The 19,699-nt window shown below is 72.4% G+C and carries 20 protein-coding genes; 7 read left to right on the top strand and 13 right to left on the bottom strand.

All coding sequences use genetic code 11. The annotated features are described in order from the left end of the window. Positions 1-8: 8 nt before the first annotated feature. Positions 9-359, bottom strand: a complete 351-nt coding sequence (locus AC0665_RS17150) for a hypothetical protein (RefSeq protein WP_468406393.1) — start codon at positions 357-359, stop codon at positions 9-11. Between the two features lie 185 nt (positions 360-544). Between AC0665_RS17150 and AC0665_RS17145 the strand changes: the two genes are divergently transcribed. The 3 genes from AC0665_RS17145 to AC0665_RS17135 all read left to right on the top strand — a co-directional run bounded on the left by AC0665_RS17145 (position 545) and on the right by AC0665_RS17135 (position 3,719). Continuing rightward, positions 545-1,783 carry a PP2C family protein-serine/threonine phosphatase gene (locus AC0665_RS17145; RefSeq protein ID WP_468406029.1) on the top strand — a complete coding sequence of 413 codons (1,239 nt, stop codon included), beginning with the start codon at positions 545-547 and terminating at the stop codon, positions 1,781-1,783. Positions 1,784-1,917: 134 nt separating this feature from the next. Then, positions 1,918-3,117 carry a hypothetical protein gene (locus AC0665_RS17140; protein WP_478705268.1) on the top strand — a complete coding sequence of 400 codons (1,200 nt, stop codon included), beginning with the start codon at positions 1,918-1,920 and terminating at the stop codon, positions 3,115-3,117. Between the two features lie 11 nt (positions 3,118-3,128). Continuing rightward, positions 3,129-3,719: a hemerythrin domain-containing protein gene (locus AC0665_RS17135; protein ID WP_478610146.1), complete on the top strand. Its 591-nt coding sequence runs from the start codon at positions 3,129-3,131 to the stop codon at positions 3,717-3,719. Positions 3,720-3,813: 94 nt separating this feature from the next. Here the strand turns inward: AC0665_RS17135 and AC0665_RS17130 are convergent, their stop codons facing one another. Together AC0665_RS17130 and AC0665_RS17125 are read right to left on the bottom strand one after the other, a co-directional pair. Continuing rightward, on the bottom strand, positions 3,814-4,326 hold the full coding sequence (locus AC0665_RS17130; RefSeq protein ID WP_478705267.1) for a DUF6174 domain-containing protein: 513 nt from the start codon (positions 4,324-4,326) through the stop codon (positions 3,814-3,816). Positions 4,327-4,485: 159 nt separating this feature from the next. After that, positions 4,486-5,715 (bottom strand): acyl-CoA dehydrogenase family protein, encoded by a 1,230-nt coding sequence (locus AC0665_RS17125; protein WP_468406037.1) that lies wholly within the window; start codon positions 5,713-5,715, stop codon positions 4,486-4,488. A gap of 322 nt (positions 5,716-6,037) precedes the next feature. Between AC0665_RS17125 and AC0665_RS17120 the strand changes: the two genes are divergently transcribed. Together AC0665_RS17120 and AC0665_RS17115 are read left to right on the top strand one after the other, a co-directional pair. Beyond that, a complete protein-coding gene (locus AC0665_RS17120; RefSeq protein ID WP_478705266.1) occupies positions 6,038-7,138 on the top strand; it encodes a winged helix DNA-binding domain-containing protein in 1,101 nt (366 codons plus the stop codon). 74 nt (positions 7,139-7,212) lie between these two features. After that, complete coding sequence (locus AC0665_RS17115) at positions 7,213-7,794, top strand: Rv1733c family protein (RefSeq protein ID WP_468406039.1); 582 nt, start codon at positions 7,213-7,215, stop codon at positions 7,792-7,794. A gap of 44 nt (positions 7,795-7,838) precedes the next feature. On the opposite strand, the gene AC0665_RS17110 is transcribed toward AC0665_RS17115, so the two are convergent. From AC0665_RS17110 to AC0665_RS17070, 9 genes are all read right to left on the bottom strand, one after another. Next, entirely contained in the window at positions 7,839-9,086 is a 1,248-nt protein-coding gene (locus AC0665_RS17110; protein WP_478610150.1) for a cation:proton antiporter, read from the bottom strand. 6 nt (positions 9,087-9,092) lie between these two features. Continuing rightward, a complete protein-coding gene (locus tag AC0665_RS17105) occupies positions 9,093-9,578 on the bottom strand; it encodes a cation:proton antiporter regulatory subunit (RefSeq protein ID WP_366052398.1) in 486 nt (161 codons plus the stop codon). 124 nt (positions 9,579-9,702) lie between these two features. Continuing rightward, positions 9,703-10,158, bottom strand: a complete 456-nt coding sequence (locus AC0665_RS17100; protein WP_468638412.1) for a hypothetical protein — start codon at positions 10,156-10,158, stop codon at positions 9,703-9,705. Between the two features lie 158 nt (positions 10,159-10,316). Beyond that, complete coding sequence (locus AC0665_RS17095) at positions 10,317-11,978, bottom strand: purine-cytosine permease family protein (RefSeq protein WP_478705265.1); 1,662 nt, start codon at positions 11,976-11,978, stop codon at positions 10,317-10,319. 128 nt (positions 11,979-12,106) lie between these two features. Then, positions 12,107-13,372: a hypothetical protein gene (locus AC0665_RS17090; protein WP_478705264.1), complete on the bottom strand. Its 1,266-nt coding sequence runs from the start codon at positions 13,370-13,372 to the stop codon at positions 12,107-12,109. After that, complete coding sequence (locus AC0665_RS17085; RefSeq protein WP_478610153.1) at positions 13,369-14,643, bottom strand: bifunctional glycosyltransferase family 2/GtrA family protein; 1,275 nt, start codon at positions 14,641-14,643, stop codon at positions 13,369-13,371. The genes AC0665_RS17090 and AC0665_RS17085 overlap by 4 nt, the downstream gene beginning before the upstream one ends. 139 nt (positions 14,644-14,782) lie before the next feature. After that, the gene (locus tag AC0665_RS17080) at positions 14,783-15,298 is read right to left on the bottom strand and encodes a cellulase (RefSeq protein ID WP_468638420.1); all 516 of its coding nucleotides are present in this window, start codon (positions 15,296-15,298) and stop codon (positions 14,783-14,785) included. Between the two features lie 11 nt (positions 15,299-15,309). Further along, positions 15,310-15,816 carry a SigE family RNA polymerase sigma factor gene (locus tag AC0665_RS17075; protein ID WP_366052403.1) on the bottom strand — a complete coding sequence of 169 codons (507 nt, stop codon included), beginning with the start codon at positions 15,814-15,816 and terminating at the stop codon, positions 15,310-15,312. 163 nt (positions 15,817-15,979) lie between these two features. After that, positions 15,980-16,339: a DUF6479 family protein gene (locus AC0665_RS17070; protein WP_468638421.1), complete on the bottom strand. Its 360-nt coding sequence runs from the start codon at positions 16,337-16,339 to the stop codon at positions 15,980-15,982. Positions 16,340-16,470: 131 nt separating this feature from the next. Here AC0665_RS17070 and AC0665_RS17065 point away from each other — a divergent pair, with 131 nt between their 5' ends. Next, positions 16,471-16,845 (top strand): four-helix bundle copper-binding protein, encoded by a 375-nt coding sequence (locus AC0665_RS17065; protein ID WP_366052405.1) that lies wholly within the window; start codon positions 16,471-16,473, stop codon positions 16,843-16,845. A 76-nt stretch (positions 16,846-16,921) separates the two neighbouring features. Next, complete coding sequence (locus tag AC0665_RS17060) at positions 16,922-18,100, top strand: acyl-CoA dehydrogenase family protein (RefSeq protein ID WP_478610154.1); 1,179 nt, start codon at positions 16,922-16,924, stop codon at positions 18,098-18,100. A 196-nt stretch (positions 18,101-18,296) separates the two neighbouring features. Here the strand turns inward: AC0665_RS17060 and AC0665_RS17055 are convergent, their stop codons facing one another. Continuing rightward, entirely contained in the window at positions 18,297-19,646 is a 1,350-nt protein-coding gene (locus tag AC0665_RS17055) for a cytochrome P450 (RefSeq protein ID WP_478705263.1), read from the bottom strand. Positions 19,647-19,699: the final 53 nt, after the last annotated feature.

Raw genomic sequence — 19,699 nt, 5'->3', positions numbered from 1 at the left:
ACCGCCCCTCAGGCCGCCGCGGCGAACGCGGCGGCGACAGCGGTGTCCGCACGGGCGTGGACGACCAGCCGGGTGCCGGTGGTGTCGGCGTCCGATTCGAGCGCACGCCGGGTGGGCGCGCTGTGCGTGGCCACCGACATCAGTGTGCCCAGCCGGCTGCACAGACGGTGCACGCGCAGCACCACGCTGACCACGGCGTCCCGTGCGGCCGGCTCGTCGAGGAGGACGACCACCGGCGCCGGCCGGTAGGCCTGCACGAGATCGCTGATCCTCGTGAGGAGAGTGGCACGCCCGCCGATACCGGGGTCCTCGTGGACCGTGATGACGAGGACTCCATGATCGAGCGAATGGGAGAGCAACACGGTCTCCGTGCCTCCGTTTCCTTCGTCGGCGGGGCGTTCCGCCGTGGAAGTACCCGAAGGCGGCCCTTCGAAGCCTCACGGAGCCGACGCCTTCCGCACGGCCCCCGGTGCCCGGGCCGCGCGCCGGTCTCCGGCACGCCGTCGCGGGGCGGGTCCCGTGCGGCGATCGGGGGTGGACGCTGATGGAGCGCAGCGGTGAGGGCGGCCGGCGGATGCTCGCCGACCTGCTGGACGCCAGCCACCTCATGCCCGTCGAGCTGCTTCCGGCCAAGGCGACCGAGTGCGCACGCGCGGCCTCCCTGAGCCAGGTGCTGATCTACGTGGCCGATCTGCAGCGCCGCACCCTGCGTCTGCTCCCCGGTGACGACGCGGCGGCCCGGGGGCACGAGAGGGAACTGCACGTCGAGGGGACCGTCGCCGGGCGGGCCTACCAGTACGGCCACGTCCTGCCCGCCGCACCCCCCGGCGACGACGGGTTCCCGTGGTGGGTGCCGCTGCTGGACGGCACGGAGCGCATCGGGATGCTGCGGGTGAGCAGCGCCCACGACGACGCCGGGGCCCACGCGGACATGAGGGCGCTGGCGGCGCTCATCTCGCTGATCATCGTCAGCAAGCGGGGCACCAGCGACGCGCTGGCCAAGCTGGTGCGCGCACGGCCGATGAGCGTGGCCGCCGAGATGCAGTGGAACCTCCTGCCGCCGCGCACCTACGCGGACGGGAGGGTGACGATCTCCGCGGCCCTGGAACCCGCCTACGACATCAGCGGTGACGTCTTCGAGTACGCCGTCGACGGGCCTCTCGTCCATCTGACGATCTTCGACGCGATGGGACACGACACGGCCGCCGGGCTGTCCGGGGCCCTCGCCCTGGGCGCCTGCCGCCAGGCCCGCCGTCAGGGCGCGGGCCTCGTCGACAAGGCCTACGCCGTCGAAGCCGCCCTCCTCGAACAGTACGACCACCGGCGCTACGTCACCGGCGTCCTCGCCACGCTCGACACCCGCACCGGCGTGCTGCGCTGGGTCAACCGCGGCCACCATCCGCCGATCGTCATCCGCGACAACCGCTGGACCAGCCACCTCGCCTGCCCGCCCGCCCACCCGATGGGCACCGAACTCGGTCTGCGCAGCGTCGTGTGCGAGGAGCACCTCCAGCCCGGGGACCGGATCGTTCTCTACACCGACGGCATCACCGAGGCCCGCCGCTCCGGTGACCGGGAGTTCGGCCTGGCGCGCTTCACCGACTTCCTCATCCGCCACCACGCCGACGGCCTGCCGGTCCCCGAGACACTGCGCCGCCTCATCCAGGCCGTCCTCGACTACCACCACGGCCGCCTCCAGGACGACGCCACCGTCCTGCTGTGCGAGTGGATCGGCCCCCACCTGGAACCGGCCGACACCGCCGCCCGGCTGACCGGTCTGTGAGCCCCCCATTGGGGTGCTCACGGTGGCCGGAAACCGACCGCCCCGGAAGAGTGGGGGAGTCGAACCCGTTCTCGCCGGCCCTGGCGGGGCACTCCGTCGGCGCGCGAGTCCCTTCATCCCCCAGGAGACCGTCCATGAGCTTCAGCCCATTGGAACAGCGGGGCATCCCACTCGACCGCCAGGTCCGCACCTGGCGTGAACTGAACGTGCAGCCCATCGACCCCGACCGCTGTGACCCCTACACCCGCTGCCGCATCATCGCGATGAACGGCATCGAGGTGGAGGCCATCCTCTTCAGCCACCAGCTCGCCCGCAACACCGTCGACCCGGAGGTGAAGCGGCAACTCGCCCAGACCCGTTACATCGAGGCGCAGCAGCAGAAGGTCGTCAACTGGCTGCTCCCCGGCGTGTCCTCGGTCCTGGAGACCACGATCGCCTACGAGCAGGTCGCGGTGGACCTCACGGCCTGGGTGGCGCGGATGGAGCCCGATCCGTATCTGAAGCAGGCCTATCAGTTCGGCGTGCTGGAGGACTTCGACCATCTGTACCGGTACGCCAACCTCTACGAGATGATCGAGCACCGCAAGGCGGAGTCGATCGTCGACGATCTCACCGAGGTGATGCCGGGCCGGCCGACGAAGTACCACCACCGCGACCCGTACGACAACGTCCGCGACCCGTACGACAAGAGCGGCACGAACCCGCTGTCCAAGCTCCACGCGCTGACGATCATGGCGGCGGAGCAGCAGACCATGAACTTCTACATGAACACGGGCCCCACCTACATGGAGCCGATCGCCCGGCAGCTCTACCAGGAGATCGGGCTGATCGAGGAGGAGCACGTCACCCACTACGAGTCGCTGGTCGACCCCGGGGAGACCTGGTGGGAGCAGCTCGTCAACCACGAGTACAACGAGTGCTACCTGTACTACTCGTTCATGCAGCAGGAGAGCGACCCCAAGGTCAAGGCGGTCTGGGAGCTGCACCTCAACATGGAGCTCGAACACCTGCACACCGCCTGTGACATGATGCGCCGCCACGACGGCAGGGAGCCGCAGGAGGTGCTCGCCCCGGAGCTGCCGAACGTCCTCACCTTCGAGCCCAACAAGCAGTACGTGCGCGAGCTGCTGGACACCCAGATGGACCTGACCACACTGGGCGCCGGTTATGTGCGTGAGGCGCACGAGCGGTTCGAGAAGATGCAGGAGCGGATCCACGGCGGTGAGGAGCCGCCGAGCGAGCGGGTGATGGTCCAGCACGACGAGATGTTCGGCCGCGAGTACCGCGTGCAGTCCGAGGGCGAGCACCCCGACCCCGCGATGCGCGAGAAGTGAGGCGGCCGACCATGTCCGAGACGCACACCCCCCAGGCCGGCGACGACGGAGCCGCGGACACCGACGTGGTCGCGCTCCTCATGCGCCAGCACGGCGACATCCGCAACCTCTTCGACGAGGTCGAGCAGAGCACGGGTGACGAACGCCGGGAGGCCTTCCGCCGTCTGGTGCGGCTGCTGGCCGTGCACGAGACCGCCGAGGAGGAGGTCGTCCACCCCTTCGCCCGGCGGTCCCTGCCCGGCGGCGAACAGGTGGTGGAGGACCGGCTCGCCGAGGAGAAGGCGGCCAAGGAAACCCTCGCGACCCTGGACGACCTGGACACCGACGACCCGAAGTTCATGCTCCAGCTGATGAAGCTGCGCAAGGACGTGCAGGAACACGCCCGGGCGGAGGAGCGCTACGAGTTCACACACATCCGCCGCAGCACCGACGCCGAAGGCCTCGCGAGCATGGCCAAGGCCGTGAAGGCCGCCGAGGCCATGGCGCCCACCCGCCCGCACCCGGGTGTCGAGTCCGCCGCGGCCAACATGGCGCTCGGTCCCGTGGCGGCCCTGATGGACCGCACGAAGGACGCCGTCCGCAAGGCGATGGGCAAGCACTGAGCTCCGCTCACCGCGGCAGGCGGGCGTCCGTACCTGCGTGGACGCTCACCTGCCGGCGTCGACGACCGGCCCGGCCGTCAGGAGCCGGCCGGTGTCACGATCCGGGCGCGGGGGCGGTGGGGTCCCCGGCGCGGGGGCCGTCCGCCGGCTCGTAGGCGCTGACGACGTAGCGGGCCTCGTCGTCGACCGCGTTCTCCTCCCAGTCCAGGACGATCCGTACCGGGTGCCCGTCGGCCGCGTAGGCGGCCTCGGCCGTGTCCGCGCCGTCCTGCCGTGCCTGCTCCAGCTCCGTGAGGAGCCCGCGCAGCGTGGGCACGGCTGCGGGGGCCTGCTCGACGGCCAGGCGCCCCTCCTCGTCGAGGCCCACCGCCTTCACCACGGCGCCGTCACGGACCGAGACCCGGAAGGTGCCGAGCAGGCTGCGCTCTCCTTCGCTGGACCGGAGCGTGTAGGCGTAGGAGGCGGGCTCCTGCCAGGCGCCTGGATCGCGGCCCGGCGTGCTCCCGGCCCCGGCGGAGGCGGAGGTCCCGGCGCCGCAGGCGGCGACCGCGCAGAGGAGTCCTGCGATCGGCACGCAAGCGGCGACGGCACGGACGGTACGGGGCATGGCGGCGGTCCCTTCGACGACGGTCACCGCTATGACGCGGGGCGCCCTGGAAACGTTCGGCGGTCCGGCGGTCCCCGGGCACCCCACGACCGGCTGTCGCACCTGCCGCACCGGGATCCTGGCGTGCCTCGAGCCGCTTCGCGGGTCCGCGCGCTCCGGTCAGACGGGAAGGACGAACGGAGGGTGCGCGCCGTTGAGGAAGTAGTCCCCGACGTCGCGGAGCCGGTGGCCCACGGGCTCGTAGAGAGTGTGGGTCCGGGCGTTGCGCCAGAATCGGTCGAAGCCGAGCCGCGCGGACGCGGAGCGGGCGCCGATGATGTCCAGGGCGCGGGACGTGGACTCCTGCGCGGCTCTGGAGGCGGCCGCTTCGGCCATGGCCACCAGGACGGAGATCTCGGCGTACTCCTCATAGGTGAGGCCCTCGCCGCGCGACAGTCCGTCCCGCACGGCCTGTTGTGCCTGGTCCGCGAGTGCGGACGCCGAGCGGGTGAGCACGGTCAGCTCCCCGTACGCCGTCAGCACCTGCGGGTCCTGGGGAGAGCCGTCCGGCCAGTCCGGGTGCCAGTGGGAGTGGCCGGTCCGGCTGTACTCGCGGGCCTCGGCGAGCACGCCCTCCGCCATGCCGAGGCGCAGTTGCACCGACAGCAGGCGGCCGACGGGCGACAGCAGGGCCGTCAGGGGCGACAGGACGTCCTCGTCCGCCGACAGCGACCCCAGTACGTCACCGGTGGCGACCGGCACGGCGTCGAACTCGGCGCTCGCCCCGGCCGCGAGCCGCTGGCCGAAGGGGTCGGCGTCGCCGTCGACCACCACACCCGGCAGGGCGGGATCGACCACGAGCGCGAGCGGCTCGCCGGTGTCGGCCCGGACGGCCCGGACGACGAGACGGTCGGCGACCAGAACGCCGGCGGCATAGCTCTGCCGGCCGTTCAGCACGTACCCCCGGGTGTCCTTGAGGAGCGTGAGCGCCGGTTCCTGACGGGCCAGGCCGCCGCCCCAGCACCACTGTTGCGCCGCCGACCCGCGCTCCAGCCGGGAGGCGAGGGCGGGGCCGGCGAGGAACCCGGCGCTCCAGGACGTGAAGTAGTGACAGCCGAGGAGCTGGCCGATGGCGCCGTCGGCCGCCGCGATCTCCCGGACCACGGCGTACGCCTCGGACCAGTCCGCGCCGCCGCCCCCGAGTCCGGCGGGGACGAGGAGCGTCAGCAGCCCCGACTCGCGCAGCCGGGACACCTCGTCGAACGGGGGCTTGCCCGCCTGGTCCCGGGCCACCGCGTCCGTGGCCAGGTCGTCCGCCGTCTCACGGGCCACGCGCAGCCAGTGGCTGTGGCCGGGCCCGGACTGGCCGGACTCCGGGGCGGGGCCGGACGGCGCCGGGGCAACGCCCATCGCGGGGGTCTCCTCAAGCTCGTGTGCGCAGGCGGGTGTTGGGTGGTGCGGGCGAACAGCACGGGTGGGCCACGCGCATCATCCTGCGCAGGGGCGTGAGGCGTCGTCAATACTTTCCTAGTAATTCTATAGGGAAAGTAGGGAACAGTCGGTGCGGCCTGCTGACACCAGGGACACGGGGAGGCCTGACCAGGGTCCGGAGACCGACACCGAGACACCTGCGGCCACGACCTGACCGCAACCCGTGCGACCGTGAACGCGCCGGCCGCCCGGACACCCTGGACCACGGGCCGGCACACCACTCGAAGACCGAGGTGCCCCGATGACCGTGCTCGACGCCCGCGCGCTCAACCGCGCCACCCTCGCCCGGCAGTTGCTCCTCGACCGCGCCGCTTCGCCGGTCCTCGACGCCGTCGCGCACCTGGGCGGACTCCAGGCGCAGGAACCGCAGGAGCCGTTCCTCGGACTGTGGTCGCGGCTGCGGGCGTTCGACCCGGCGCGGCTGTCGGACCTGCTGACCGGGCGGCGCGTGGTACGCACGCACCTCATGCGCCGCACGGTCCACCTCGTCACCGCCGACGACGCCGTCGCCTGGCGCGCCCGCCACGACGCCATGCTGCGCCAGCGGGTCGTCGGGGTGTACCGCCGCGAGCTCGACGGTGTCGATCACGATGAACTCGCCGCGGCGGGCCGGGAGATCATGGCCGACGGCGAACCCCGGTCGATGTCCGAGCTCGCGCGAGCCGTGGCCGGCCGCTGGCCCGCGGCGGGGCCGCGGCCGCTGGGCGAGATGCTGGTCGCCGCCCTCCTGCCGACGGTGCAGCTGCCGCCGCGCGGCCTGTGGCTCACCAAGGCCGGTGCGCGCTACGCGCTGATGTCCTCCTGGCTGGGACGCGACATCGACCCGCCTTCGCCGGACGGCGCCGATCCCGTGGGTCAGGCGCTGGTCCGGCGCTACCTGGCGGCCTTCGGCCCCGCCGCCTCGGCCGACCTGCGCGCCTGGTGCGGCCTCGCGGGACTGCCCGCCGCGGTCTCTGCCCTGCGCGAGGAACTGGTCGCCTTCCGCGACGAACGCGGCCGTGAACTGCTCGACCTGCCCGGCGCGCCGCGCCCCGACCCCGACACCCCCGCCCCGGTGCGGTTCCTGCCGGCCTTCGACAACGCGATCCTCGGCTACCACGACCGCAGCCGCGTCATCGACGACGAGCACCGGCTCCTGTCCGTCGCCGGTGAGCGCGTCGTGCTGGTCGACGGCAGGGTCGCCGCGACCTGGACCGTGGAGACGGACACCGTGCACGTCACCCCGCTGCGCGGCCTGTCCCGGGCCGACCGGGACGCCGTCGCCGACGAAGGGCGGGCGATGGCCTCCTTCCTCTCCGGCGGCGAGAGCGACCGGGTGGCGATCGCGGCGTCTGACGCCTGACGCACAGCGCGCTTCAGCCGCTCTCAGGCGCACACTGGAAGGGTGCTGCCGGTGCTCACGAGGGGGTGTCGGCCATGGAACGTTCAGCGCGTGTGACCGTGCGGTGGTGGCGGTGGCGACGCAACGTGCTCAGACGGCGCGTCGACCTCGTCGAGGCCTGGGTCGTGCTCGTCGGCTGGGTGCTCGCCCTGCTGGGCGGGGCGGCCGCCGGGCTGCTGGCGGCGGGCACGGTCCAGCAGGCAGTCGAACGGCAGCGGGCCGAGACCCGCCAGGTGACGGCGGTGGTGGCCGAGGAGGCGCCCGGCCCGCCCCCGGCCCGCGCGGCGAGCGACCACCGTGTGTGGGGCAAGGTGCGGTGGACCGCGCCCGACGGCTCGACCCATCGGGAGGAGGCCCGGGTGGCGCCCGGGGCCCCCGCCGGGAGCACCGTGTCCGTGTGGGTGAACCGGAGCGGTGACCTCACGACACCGCCGGTGTCCGGCGGGGAGGCCTGGTTGCACACCGCCATGGGCGGCGCGCTCGCCGGGGTCTTCGCGGGCGGGACGGTCCTGGGAGCCATGTGGCTGACCCGGCTGGCCCTGGACCGGCGGCGCATGGCCCAGTGGGACGCGGAATGGGAGCGGATCGACACGCGCAGGGGCTGGAAGACGGGCTGAAGACGACGGCCGACTCGGCCCCGTCCCTCGCGGGGGCGGCCCGCTCAGGCGCGGCCCACCGTGTCCTGGTCGCCGAGGGCTTCGTGCGCGCCCGGCGGTCCCGGTGGCGGCGTCCCCCGTGACGCGGCCGCCCGCCGCCGTCCGGTCAGCCAGGTGGCCAGCGGCTCGGTCCAGCGGGCGGTCAGAGGGCCCAGGAGAACCAGGACGAGGACGTACGCCGTGGCCAGGGGCCCGAGCGAGGGCTCGATGCCCGAGGTGACGGCGAGTCCGGCGATGACGATCGAGAACTCGCCGCGGGCGACGAGCGTGCCACCGGCGCGCCAGCGGCCCTTGGGGCCGATCCCGGCACGGCGCGCGGCCCAGTAGCCCGTGGCGATCTTCGTGGCGGTGGTGACGGCCGCCAGGGCGAGGGCGGGCAGCAGCACGGGCGGCACGCTGGCCGGGTCGGTGTGCAGACCGAAGAAGACGAAGAACACAGCGGCGAACAGATCCCGCAGCGGCGCCAGCAGACTGGTCGCGCCCTCGGCGACCTCACCCGACAGGGCGATGCCCACCAGGAAGGCGCCCACCGCCGCCGACACCTGCAACTGCTGGGCGACCCCGGCGACCACGAGCGTCACGCCGAGGACCACGAGCAGCAGCTTCTCCGGGTCGTCACTGGAGACGAAGCGGGAGACGTGACGGCCGAAGCGCACCGCCAGGACCAGCACCAGGGTCAGCACCCCCACGGCGATGGCCAGGGTGACCCCGCCCGCGGCCAGGCCCACCCCGGCCAGCAGGGCCGTGACGATGGGCAGGTACACCGCCATGGAGAGGTCTTCGAGGACCAGGATGCTCAGGACGGCCGGGGTCTCGCGATTGCCCAGCCGCCCCAGGTCACCGAGGGTCTTGGCGATGACACCGGAGGAGGAGACCCAGGTGACACCGGCCAGGACGACCGCCGCGACCGGGCCCCAGCCCAGCAGCAGCGCCAGGCCGGCGCCCGGCAGGGCGTTGAGGACGGCGTCCAGCAGCCCGGCGGGGTAGTGGGTCCTGAGGTGGGAGACGAGGTCGGTGGCCGTGTACTCCAGCCCCAGCATGAGCAGCAGGAGGATGACCCCGATCTCGGCGCCGACCGCGACGAAGTCCTCGCTGGCGCCCAGGGGCAGCAGCCCGCCCTTGCCGAAGGCGAGCCCGGCCAGCAGATAGAGGGGGATCGGGGAGAAGCGGAAGCGCCCGGCGAAGCGGCCGAGCAGCCCGAGCCCGAGGATGAGACAGCCGAACTCGATCAGGAAGACCGCGGAGTCGTGCATGGCGGGTCACTCCCGCCCGAGTATCGCGGCGGCCGCCTCCACGCCCTCGCGGGTCCCGATGACGATCAGGACGTCGCCGCCCGCGAGCCGGAAGTCCGGGGTGGGGGAGGGGATCGCGGCCGCCCGGCGCAGCACCGCCACCACGGACGCGCCGGTGTCGGTGCGGATCCGGGACTCGCCCAGCCGCCGCCCGCTCCAGTGCGCGGAGGCCGGCAGTTCGATCCGTTCGGCGACGAGCCCCAGGTCGGTGGTGGACAGCAGGTTGGGTGTGTGGTGCGCGGGCATCAGGGCGTCGATGAGGGTGGTCGCCTCCTCCGACGTCAGGCGCACCGAGAGGTCGCAGGCGTCCGGGTCGTCCTCGCGGTAGGCGCTGATGGTCCGGTGCCCGTCGCGGTGCGCGACCACCGACAGGCGGCGGCTCTCCCGCGTCGTCAGGTCGTAGCGGACTCCTATGCCCGGCAACGGGGTGCTGCTGAGGCGTGGCGCGCTCATGTCCTGCCCCTTCGGTCGGCTGCGCGTTCCTGCCTGTGGGGGGCCGCGCCCGGACGAGCGCCCAGATCCGGCCTGTGCGGCTCATCCTAGGCGGCGGGCCGGAACGGTACCCGTCCTGCGTGGGCTATCGGGAGGGCTGCGCGAGGGAGGACGCCGACGGAAGGGGGGTGGCGGTGGGCAGCCGGGCGGTCGCGCCCTCGACCTGCCTCACCGTGCTCTCGCCGGGCCGGTGCCCCGTGCCCGCACCGGTGGACAGCTGGGACCAGGCTCCCAGGGCCACGGCGACGGCGGCGGCGGTGGCGACGACCCGTCCCGCGCGCCGGGCCTTCGCCCGGCGGTCCAGGTCGCGCCACGCCACACGGACCCACAGGTCCTGCGGCTGCCACAGGTCACCGACGGCGTGCGGGGGCTGGAGCCGACGCCCCGCGGCCCGCTCCTCGGCGGAGGGCTCCCTGGGGGCGGAGCGGCGTATGGCGGACTCGCTGTCGGTGAGGAACCTCAGCCACACGTCGTCGGGGAGCGGGGGAACGCCGTGCGGTCCGTGGGGAGTTCCCCGCCCGTCCGGCTCTTCGGTGGTCACGTCCCGTCATCCCCTTTCCGACCGTCGGCCGATCACTGCGCTGGCGCGAGATCAGTATGCCGCGCGGCCCCCGAGGCCGCCGCCCCGCACAGCGGGTCCGAGACCGACTTGGAACGTGCCGTGCGGCGGGGGCGCCGGCCGTGTCCCCGCCGCGGAGGTCACACCGTCGGCAGCACGTGGTCGCCGACCTTGTCGGTGCTCAGGCACAGCGAGCAGACGACCGCGTCGTGCGTCCGGCAGGCCGCCACGTCCGGCCGCTCGAACCGCTGCCGGCACACATGGCACTCGTAGGCGGCGGCGCTGGGGTTGCCGTCCTCGTCGAGAAGGGGCTCGGCGATGCCGTCGTCGGTGCGGCGCAGGTAGTACCTGCCCTTGGTGACCACGGCCATCAGCGGCGTGAGGACGAAGGCGATGACGGCCGCGGCGACGGGGGAGTACGGCTGGAGCGTGTCGCCGAGGGCGTGGAAGTACATCGCGATGGACAGGCCCGAGGCGGCGACGAAGGAGACGACCCCGACCGGGTTGACGGCGTAGAGCATGCCGCGGCGGAACTCCGGGGCGTGCGGGGACAGCTTCAGCAGGTACTTGTTGACGCCGATGTCGGTGGCCACCGTGACGACCCAGGCGATCGCACAGTTCGAGTAGAAGCCCAGGATGCCGTTGAGGAAGCTGAACATGTCGGCCTCCATCAGCGCGAGCGCGAAGCCCAGGTTGACCAGGACGAAGACCATCCGGCCCGGGTAGCGCCGGGTGACCCGGGTGAAGGAGTTGGTCCAGGCGAGGGAGCCGGAGTACGCGTTCGTCACGTTGATCTTGATCTGGCTGATGACGACCAGCACCACGGCCAGCGGGACGACGAGCCAGGACGGCATCATCGCGTCGAAGGCGCCCTTGAACTGCTGGATCGGCTCGGGCGCGGCGGAGGCACCCACCTCGGCGATGATGTACACCGCGAGGAACACGCCGATCGCCTGCTTCAGCGCGCCCAGCACCACCCAGCCCGGACCGGCCATCACCACGGCCGTCCACCAACTGCGCTTGTTCGCCTCGGTCTTGGGCGGCATGAAGCGCAGGTAGTCGATCTGCTCGCCGATCTGCGCGATCAGCGACAGGCACACGCCCGCGCCCAGCAGGACCGAGGCGGTGTTGACGCCGCCGTCCCCGTCGGTGCCGGCGTAGGCGAGGAAGCGGTCGACGGTGCCGGGGTCGGTGGCGACCAGGTAGACCAGCGGGCCGACCATCAGCAGCAGCCAGATCGGGGTGGTCCACACCTGGAGCTTGCTCAGGGCCGTCATGCCGTAGATCACCAGGGGGATCACCATCAGCGTGGAGACCAGGTAGCCGAGCCAGAGCGGCAGTCCGAGGCCCAGCTTCAGGCCCTGGGCCATGATCGAGCCCTCGAGGGCGAAGAAGATGAAGGTGAAGCTGGCGAAGATGACGCTGGTCAGCACCGAGCCGAAGTAGCCGAAACCGGAGCCCCGGGTGATCAGGTCCAGGTCGATGTTGTACCGGGCTCCGTAGTAGGCCAGCGGAAATCCGGTCACGAAGATGACGACGGCGGCGACGGCGATCGCGAGCAGCGCGTTGCCGGTGCCATGGGCCAGGCCGATGCCCGCCCCGATGGAGAAGTCGGCCATGTAGGCGATGCCGCCGAGCGCGGTCGTCGCCACCACCATCGGAGTCCAGCGCCGGTAACTGCGTGGCGCGAAGCGGAGCGTGTAGTCCTCGAGGGTCTCCTTGACGGCCTGGTCCGTGCCCGGCGCTGCCTGCGGTGCGGGTTCCGGCTCGGCGACTTCGGCCAGTCGTGGCTCGGTGCTCATGCCACGCCTCCTTGCTGCGGGTTGGGGTCGACAAGGCAGGCACGGTAGGCAGTGGCTGTTACCCCTCAATACTTCCTGCGTGAAGGGAATGTTTCGGAGCCACCTCACCGGGCGCCGACGCCGGCCGCCTACGGCACTCCCAGCACGAACAGCACGTATCCCGCGTACGACCCCGACGCCAGCGCGGCCGTGCCGAGGACCGCGGCCAGGGACGGCCGGCGCAGGCGCCGCATCGCGACAGCGAGGGGGACGAACAGCGGGAAGAGCGGGAGCAGATAGCGCGAGACGTTGCCGAAGTACTGCTGGGTGGCCATCACCATGACGTAGGACAGCACCGTGTAGACGACGAGCACGGCGGGCGGTCGCAGACGGACCAGCAGCACGGTCAGCACCGGCACCAGCAGCACCACGCAGACACCGATGACGTCCTCGAAGGGCATCGCGAAGAGGTAGTCGAAGTGGCCCACCGGGACGGATGTCAGCACGTGGAACGTGTGGACTCCCCAGTCGAACTTGTGGGCCCACGCGCCGTCCTGGAGCTTGGAGTAGCCGTTGATGTCGCCCATGCGGTAGTTGACCCAGGCGAGGTAGCCGAACAGACCCAGCGGCGCGACCGCCACCGCGACCAGGGGGCGGCGGACCCCGTCCTCCCGCCGGCGCAGGGACAGCGCCGCGGCCACCGCGAGGGCGGCGACCAGCGCGACGGCGGTGGGCCGGCAGAGCCCCGCCGTGCAGGTCAGCACACCGGCGGTGAGCCAGCGGCGGGTCATGACGGCGTGACAGGCCCATGCGGCCAGCGCCGTGTAGAGGGACTCCGAGTAGCCCGACCACTCCGTGCCCGAGCCGGGCCAGACCGCCCACAGCCCGGCCGCGACCAGACCGGCCCGGTGGCCGCCGAGACATCGCGTGACCGCGTACACGCCGAGGGCGGCGGCGAACGAGGCGAGGACGGAGACCGTCAGGCCGGCCCCGTACAGACCGAGTCCGGTGCACTCCGAGACCAGCCGCATCAGCGTCGGGTACAGCGGGAAGAACGCCGCCGAGTTGCCCTCCAGCGTGATCAGGCCGGTCGCCCCCGGGACCGGCCTCAGGGCGGGGTCGTACCCGTGCGCGGCGATCTGCTGGTACCACCAGCCGTCCCAGCTGGCCAGGACGTCCCACGGGTGCTCGCCGCCGCCGAAGCGCGGGTTCTTCTTCCGGAAGTCGCCCGCGGAGTCCAGCAGGTACATGAAGACGGCGAACCCGGCCAGCTTCAGCACGCCGTACGTCAGCAGCACGGACCCGTGGCGCACGGCCGCCGCGCGCAGTCGTGGCGGCAACTCCCGCGCGGGGCGGCCGGCTTCGGCCGGGCGGCCGAGGCCGGAGGGCGGGCGGCGCAGCTGTGCGGTGCTCATGGGGCGCCGGGTCCTGTCGTGCGACGGGCGGGGAACACCCAGGCCCGCAGGAGGAGGAAGCGCAGCAGCGTCGCGGCCAGGTTGGCGGCGACCAGGGTCACGAGCTCGACCCGGTGGCCGGATGCGGGCGCGGTGTGGTGCAGGACGGCGAGCGAGCCGCTGGTGAGCACCAGCCCGACCAGGAAGGCGGCGAGGCCCTTGAGGTGGTGGCGCAGTGCGCCGCCGCGGCCCCGGACCCCGAAGGTGAGCCGCCGGTTGGCCGCCGTGTTGGCGATCGCGCTGGCGAGCAGGGCGAGGGCGTTGGCGGCCTGGGCACCCGTCGCAGGTCTGAGCGCGGTGAACAGCAGCAGGTGGCACAGGGTGCTGGCGACACCGACGGCGGCGAACCGCACCGCCTGCCGGGCCAGACCCGGGGGCAGTTCCCCGTAGAGGTCGCCACCCCTGCGGCGCAGCGCGGTCAGCGGCAGCCGTCCGTGGGCCAGGGCCCGGCCGAGCCTGGCCATGCCGCGCAGGTCCGCGAGCGCCGTGGAGAGGATGTGGACCCGGCTGTCGGGGTCGTCCACCCAGTCCACCGGCACCTCGTGGATCCGCAGTCCCGCCCGCTCGGCGATGACCAGCAACTCGGTGTCGAAGAACCACGCGCGGTCCTCCACCAGCGGCAGCAGCCGCTCGGCGACGTCCCGCCGCACCGCCTTGAATCCGCACTGCGCGTCGGAGAAGCCCACGGCGAGGGTGCCGCGCAGCAGCCCGTTGTAGCAGCGGGAGATGATCTCCCGCTTCGGTCCGCGCACCACCCGCGCACCACGGGCCAGCCGGGTGCCGATGGCGATGTCCGAGTGGCCCGAGATCAGCGGCGCGACCAGAGGCAGCAGCGCGGCGAGGTCGGTGGACAGGTCCACGTCCAGGTACGCCAGGACGGGCGCGTCGGAACGCGACCAGGCGGTGTGCAGCGCGCGGCCCCGGCCCTTCTCCGCGAGCCGGATCCATCGCGTGCCGGACAGGTCGGCGGCCAGCCGCGCGGCGATCCGCGGGGTGCGGTCGGTGCTGGCGTTGTCGGCGATGGTGATCCGGAAGGCGTAGGGGAAGGTCTCGCCGAGGTGCGCGTGCAGCCGCCGGACACAGGTCTCCAGGTCGTTCTCCTCGTTGTGCACGGGAACGACCACGTCGAGGACGGGGTCCGGGTGGTGCGCGGGCAGGGGAGCCCGGCGGGGCAGCGCGGACGGGTCGGGTGCCGGGCGGTCGATCAGGGCCGACCGCCGTACGGTTCGCATGGCTGTCTCACGGTCTCTTTCTGGCGCCGGGCAGGCCGGGACGCCGGTTCCGGGCATGCCGAAGGCGCCCGTGGCGGGTGGTGCGGTGAAAGGGGGGTCGGGGCGAGGCGCCCCGTGACGGACAGGGCCGCTCAGGCGGCTACTCGATGGAGGCCGACGCGGAGGGCACCTCGGATTCCGGAGCCGACGGAGGGGCCGTCGTCGGGTCCGGGGAGGACGAAGGCGCGGGCGCCGTCGCACCGGTGCGGCTCTCGGAGGCCGTGGCGGTCGGTGGGATGGCGGTCGGCGCGCTCGTCGTCCCGGACGGGGTGATGCCGCCGGACGTGGTCGCGGGCGGGGATGTCCCGGGCTGCTCGGTCGGCGTCGGACTCGGTGCGGTGGGCCCGGGCGTCGGTGTGCTGTCCGGCGAGGTCGTCGGGTGCGTCGCCGGCCGCGGATCGGCGGGCTGGGAGCGGGTGAGCATGCCGGGCAGCAGGGCCAGCCCGACACTGAGCCCGGCCACCGCCACGGCGGAGCCGCCCGCCTTCCACAGCAGCCGTGCCCGGCGGCGGGCCCGGATGCCCGCGTGCAGTCGCTGCCGGTGCGCGGGCTCGTAGGGGGTGTGCCGCTGTGTGTCGCGCATCAGCCGGGACAGGTCCCGCTCGAAGTCGTCCATCGGTTCTCCTTTCACCCCACGGGCCTGACGGCGTCGGACAGGATCTGGCGGAGCCGAGCCACTCCGCGTGACGCGTGGGACCTGGCGGTGCCCACCGGGCAGCCCAGGGCCTGGGCGACCTGGGCCTCGGGCAGGTCCTCGTAGTAGCGCAGCACCACCGCGGCCCGCTGCTTCGGCGACAGCAGGGCCAGGGCCGCCTCCAGCCGCGAACGCTCCGCGACGGCGGACGACATGTCCCCCGACTCGGCCCGGTCGGGCAACTGCTCCACCGGGCGCTCTCCCCACCAGCGCCGCCGCGCCGAGCGCGCCGCCAGCCGCACCAGCACCGTGCGGACATACGCCTCCGGTGCCTGCTCGGCGACCTTCGGCCAGGCGAACCAGAGCTTGACCAAGGCCTCCTGCACCAGATCCTCGGCACGCTGCCGGTCGCCTCCCGTGAGCAGACGCGCGACATGGAGCAGCGCCGACCAACGGGCGGCCGCGAACTCGTCGAAGCCGTCCGCCCCCACCTGCTCCATCCTCACCGTCCTGCGTCTCAGTGGCCCCCTACACCTCTCGAAAGACTCTGGACCCCACCGTTCGATGCACTCGAAACCTGTGATCCACCTCACCCGGCGGTGCGGGCCCCGGGCATGCGAAAGGGCCCGTGCACAGGCACGGGCCCTTCTTCTGGGCTGTGGCTCAGCGGGCGCCAGGGCCCCCGCTGCCGAAACCGCCGCTGCCGCCCTCGTTCCAGCGCGGACGCGCCTGCGAGGCGCTGGTGCGGTCGCCCTGATTGCCGTGCGTCTTCAGCTCGTGCGGCGTCAGACGCTCCTCACTTCTCGGCATCTCGTCGGGCTCGCGGCGTTCCCGCGTCTCCCGCACCGGGCCGCCCTCCGGGAGCCTCGGCTGCTCGTCCGGCCGCGGCGGGCGCCTGCGCTTGTGCCGCAGGCCCAGGATGAAGGCGCCCAGCAGCAGGGCCACGATCAGCAGACCCATCACGACGAACCCGAAGCCGGGGGCGTCCCCACCCGCGGCCATCTCCATCCATGCGTCAGTCATGGCACGCGAGTACCCTCCGTCATCGCCGTGAACCCGGCCCCCTCGACGGGCGGCGGTGAGCCCGGCCCCCGGACGGTTCCCGGCGGGGAACGCCGGGTTTGACCGGCGTCGACCGGGGCTACCCGCGCGGTGTGACTTCGACGACATCCCAGCAGGAGCTGTTCCGGTTCCTGGAGGACCGTTTCGCCTGTGCGCAGGCCTGCACCGAGTGCGCGCGGGCGTGCGCGCTGCGCGCGAGCCTCGTGGATCCCGACGGCACCGAGAATCAGGAACTCGTACGGCGCAAGGGCATCATGTGCGCGGAGGTCTGTGACGCGACCTGCCGTGTGCTGTCCGAGCAGAACCAGGTGGACGAGAACACCATCCGGATGCAGGTGGAGTGGTGCCGGACCGTGTGCCTGGAGGCCGCCCACGTCTTCGACCGGCAGCCGGGAGCGGAGGACTCGGCAGCGGCCTGCCGTGCGTGCGCCCGCGCGTGCACGGACTTCCTCGCCACCCTGAACTGACAACGCCATTCCCTATTTCTGAAACACGTTCTACGGTGTGCGCCGACAGGACCGGCCTGGGGAGCCTGGAGGCACCGTGCACCTCGACTACACGCCCGAGCAGCAGCGGCTGCGCACAGAACTGCGGTCCTACTTCGCCGGACTGGTCCCGGACCAGGAGTACGCCCGGTACAGCGACCCGGCCGCCCGCAAGCGGTTCTACCGCCGGACCGTCCGGCGGCTCGGAGCGGACGGCTGGCTCGGTGTGGGCTGGCCGAAGGAGTACGGCGGGCGCGGTCTGACGGCCATGGAGCAGTTCATCTTCTTCGACGAGGCCGCCCAGGCCGGCGTCCCGCTGCCGCTCATGGCGCTGAACACCGTCGGGCCGACGATCATGCAGTACGGCACCGACGAGCAGAAGGCGTACTTCCTGCCGAAGATCCTCTCCGGCGAGATCGACTTCGCCATCGGCTACAGCGAGCCAGGCGCGGGCACCGACCTGGCATCCCTGCGCACCCGGGCCGTCCGGGAGGGGGGAGAGTACGTCGTCGACGGCCAGAAGATCTGGACGACCAACGGCGACACCGCCGACTGGGTCTGGCTGGCCGTGCGCACCGCCCCGGACGCCCCGCCGCACAAGGGCATCACCATGCTCCTGGTGCCGACCTCCGACCCCGGCTACTCCTGCACCCTGATCAACACCCTGGCCTCGCACGACACCACCGCCAGCCACTACGAGAACATCCGCGTCCCCGTCTCCCACCGGGTCGGCGCCGAGAACCAGGGCTGGCGGCTGATCACCAACCAGCTCAACCACGAACGCGTGACCCTGGCCGCCCACGGCACCATGGCCGTCCGCGCCCTGCACGACGTGCGGCGCTGGTCGGCGCGGACCAAGCTCGCCGACGGCCGGCGCGTCGCCGACCTGCCCTGGGTGCGCCGCCTCCTGGCCCGGACCCACGTCCGGCTGGAGGCGCTGAAACTGCTCAACTGGCAGATGGTCGGCGCGGTCCAGGACGGCACCCTCACCCCGCAGGACGCCTCGGCCGTCAAGGTCTACGGCTCCGAGGCCCGCCGCGACGCCTACGCCTGGCTCATGGAGATCGTCGCGATCGCGGGCGCACTGAAGGAGGGCTCGACCGGCGCGGTCCTGCACGGCGAACTGGAACGCGGCTACCGCTCGGCCGTGATCTTCACCTTCGGCGGCGGCAACAACGAGATCCAGCGGGAGATCATCGCGTGGCTCGGGCTGGGGATGCCGAGGGTGCGGCGCTGACGGAGGCTGCGGCGGCAGTGCTGTGGTGCCCTCGAGTGCGGTCGGACATCCCCCGCCTACTGGCTGGCCGCGACACTGCGCGAGGAGTGGGGGAGGGCTGGCCGGACTGCCCGACCGGTGCGCGGCCAGCTCGTCGAGGTCGGCGCCCAGGTGATGAGGACGAGGACAGCACTGAATTCTAAAGGCCGGCTCCAGCTCAGCGACGGCTTCGGGGGTGGACGGTCATTCGGAGGGCGCGCGGCCGTATGGTGAGCCGGGCGACTTGGCGGATGGCCTTGCCCTCGGCGAGTTCCAGCCGTACCGAGCGCAGCATCGTGGCGATGGCCGTGACCATCTCGGTGCGGGCGAAACGCTCCCCCATGCACCTGTGCTTGCCGTCCCCGAAGGGCAGGAACGCGCCCGGCGGAAGCTCCTGCGCGGGGTCGTTCCACCGGTCCGGGTCGAAGGTGAGCGGGTCGGGGAAACGCTCGGGGTCGCGGTGCAGGGCGTGCTGGCAGTAGGCCAGTTCGGTCCCGGCGGGCAGTGTCCACCGGCCAAGCCGGGTCTCCTCGGTGGTTCGGCGGGTGACCAGCCAACCGGGGTGGTGCAACCGCAGCGTCTCGGTGATCACCCGGTTCAGGTACGGCAGGTGGGGCACGTCGTCCAGGGTGACCGGCCGTCCGCCGAGGACCTCGTCCAGCTCGGACAGGATTCGGGCCTCGATGCCGGGGTGTCGGGCGAGTTCGTACAGGGCCCAGGACAGCACCGAGGCGGTGGTCTCGGTGCCCGCCACGGCCAGGGTGAGAATCTCCGAGCAGATCTGATGCCCGGTCAGCGGCGCGCCGGTCTCCTCGTCGATGGCGCGCAGCAGCATGGAGAGCATGTCCCCGGTGGCGTGCCCGGAAGCCTTCAGCTCGTCGACGGCAGTATTGACGGTCGCGCGAACGCCGGCCCGGGCCCGGTCGAAGCGGCGGTTGAAGGGCAACGGCAGGCGCTCGGCCCAGTCGGGCAGCATGAGGCGCACACCGACGCCGTTCATCACCACCGACAGGTCGCTGCGCAGCCGGCGGAAGACGGCGTCGTCGAGGCTGCCCGCGAAAATCGTCGCGGCCAGCATGTCGAGGCTCAGCCCGACCATCGCCTCGCGCACGTCGAGGGGCCGCCCGAACTCCCAGTCGGCAACCGTGGCGGTGACCTCGTCGCGCATGATGTCGACGTACCGTCTGATCTCGGTGTGGGCAAAAGCCGGTTGCAGCTGGCGGCGTTTGCGTACGTGAGGCCGGCCAGTGGCGGTGACGACGCTGTCGCCCAGCAGCTGGCCCAACTTGTCGTAGAGCCGACCCTTGTCGAGAGTGGGTGCCAGGGCCTTGAGCATCTGGTGGATCAGTGCCGGGTCCTGGACCACAACGGTACGCGTTCCGGGTTGCAAGACGATCTCGACGAGCGGCTCACGTGTGTCGCGCAGCGAGTCGATGAAGCCGAGGTTGTCGCGCATTTTCAGAGCATGGCCGATGAACGGCAGCGATCCTGCGGCCCGAGGTATGGGGAGCAGCGCAGCGGACGTCACGGGTCATCCCTTCACGGAATCCATGTGCGCCCTTATGGCTTCCCTGAACGTTC

Source organism: Streptomyces sp. NPDC043685 (assembly GCF_056436585.1).
Note: the sequence above shows the minus strand (reverse complement) of the source record. Positions and strands in the feature narration are given on the sequence as shown.

What these genes read in the sequence shown, in the direction of transcription:
- AC0665_RS17145 (WP_468406029.1), top strand. Translation starts at nt 545, where the DNA reads ATGGAGCGCAGCGGTGAGGGCGGCCGGCGGATGCTCGCCGACCTGCTG.
- AC0665_RS17140 (WP_478705268.1), top strand. Translation starts at nt 1,918, where the DNA reads ATGAGCTTCAGCCCATTGGAACAGCGGGGCATCCCACTCGACCGCCAG.
- AC0665_RS17135 (WP_478610146.1), top strand. Translation starts at nt 3,129, where the DNA reads ATGTCCGAGACGCACACCCCCCAGGCCGGCGACGACGGAGCCGCGGAC.
- AC0665_RS17130 (WP_478705267.1), bottom strand. Translation starts at nt 4,326, where the DNA reads ATGCCCCGTACCGTCCGTGCCGTCGCCGCTTGCGTGCCGATCGCAGGA.
- AC0665_RS17125 (WP_468406037.1), bottom strand. Translation starts at nt 5,715, where the DNA reads ATGGGCGTTGCCCCGGCGCCGTCCGGCCCCGCCCCGGAGTCCGGCCAG.
- AC0665_RS17120 (WP_478705266.1), top strand. Translation starts at nt 6,038, where the DNA reads ATGACCGTGCTCGACGCCCGCGCGCTCAACCGCGCCACCCTCGCCCGG.
- AC0665_RS17115 (WP_468406039.1), top strand. Translation starts at nt 7,213, where the DNA reads ATGGAACGTTCAGCGCGTGTGACCGTGCGGTGGTGGCGGTGGCGACGC.
- AC0665_RS17110 (WP_478610150.1), bottom strand. Translation starts at nt 9,086, where the DNA reads ATGCACGACTCCGCGGTCTTCCTGATCGAGTTCGGCTGTCTCATCCTC.
- AC0665_RS17105 (WP_366052398.1), bottom strand. Translation starts at nt 9,578, where the DNA reads ATGAGCGCGCCACGCCTCAGCAGCACCCCGTTGCCGGGCATAGGAGTC.
- AC0665_RS17095 (WP_478705265.1), bottom strand. Translation starts at nt 11,978, where the DNA reads ATGAGCACCGAGCCACGACTGGCCGAAGTCGCCGAGCCGGAACCCGCA.
- AC0665_RS17090 (WP_478705264.1), bottom strand. Translation starts at nt 13,372, where the DNA reads ATGAGCACCGCACAGCTGCGCCGCCCGCCCTCCGGCCTCGGCCGCCCG.
- AC0665_RS17085 (WP_478610153.1), bottom strand. Translation starts at nt 14,643, where the DNA reads ATGCGAACCGTACGGCGGTCGGCCCTGATCGACCGCCCGGCACCCGAC.
- AC0665_RS17080 (WP_468638420.1), bottom strand. Translation starts at nt 15,298, where the DNA reads ATGGACGACTTCGAGCGGGACCTGTCCCGGCTGATGCGCGACACACAG.
- AC0665_RS17075 (WP_366052403.1), bottom strand. Translation starts at nt 15,816, where the DNA reads ATGGAGCAGGTGGGGGCGGACGGCTTCGACGAGTTCGCGGCCGCCCGT.
- AC0665_RS17070 (WP_468638421.1), bottom strand. Translation starts at nt 16,339, where the DNA reads ATGACTGACGCATGGATGGAGATGGCCGCGGGTGGGGACGCCCCCGGC.